Below are 920 nucleotides of genomic sequence, written 5' to 3' on the forward strand. Positions count from 1 at the left end.
CCATGCGAAAGGGGTGCGCTAGTATAGCGAGCGGCCGCTCTTTGGCCGCGCCAGCAAGGGGTTCGGGGTGGAGCAACAGGCTGCAGGCAGCGCGCAGATACCACCGGTTCCGGTGCCGATCACGCCCGGTAAGCTGCAATTCTCCAACGTCGCCGCCGCCCTGCTGGGCGATGGCCTGGTGGCCGCGCACGACCAGGAGCGGATCCGCTTCTCGGCCCAGGGCGCGCGCAACCCCAGCGAGATCCATCCGCTGGTGCTGCTGGCCAACCTGAAGCTGGCCGCCGCGCCGCCGGCCCGGGGCGAGCTGGCGCTGGAGCGGCTGACCGAATGGCTGGCCGGCCGCACCCACACCCGCTACCTGCGCATCGACCCGACCCGGGTGGACGTGGCCGCCGCCACCGCCGTGGTCTCCCACGCCTATGCCCGCCGCCACCGCATCCTGCCGCTGGGCGTGGACAGCGAGCGCGTGCTGGTGGCCACCAGCGAGCCGCTGGCACGCGACTGGGTGCCGGACCTGCAACACCTGAGCCGGCGCCGCATCGAGGTGGTGCTGGTCAACCCGCTGGACCTGCATCGCTACACGATGGAGTTCTTCGGCGTCACCCGCTCGATCCGCAATGCCCGCAACGATTCACGGGACGGCGGCAACGCCACCACCCTGCCCAGCTTCGAGCAGCTGGTCGAGCTGGGCAGCTCCGGCGACGTCAACGCCGACGACCACCACGTGGTCAGCATCGTCGACTGGCTGCTGCAGTACGCCTACGAGCAGCGCGCCAGCGACATCCACATGGAACCACGGCGCGACATGGGCCGGGTGCGGTTCCGCATCGATGGCGTGCTGCACAAAGTGTTCGAGATGCCACCCTCGGTGATGACCGCGGTGGTCAGCCGGGTCAAGGTGCTCGGCCGCATGGACCTGG

The 920-nt window shown here is 70.1% G+C and carries 1 protein-coding gene; it reads left to right on the top strand.

The genetic code is table 11. The features are described from left to right. Positions 1 to 97 precede the first annotated feature (97 nt). A partial coding sequence (locus VA603_RS11565; protein WP_323438936.1) for an ATPase, T2SS/T4P/T4SS family occupies positions 98 to 920 on the top strand: 823 nt, incomplete at its 3' end.

The organism is Stenotrophomonas capsici (assembly GCF_034961085.1).
GTDB classification, from domain to species: domain Bacteria; phylum Pseudomonadota; class Gammaproteobacteria; order Xanthomonadales; family Xanthomonadaceae; genus Stenotrophomonas; species Stenotrophomonas capsici.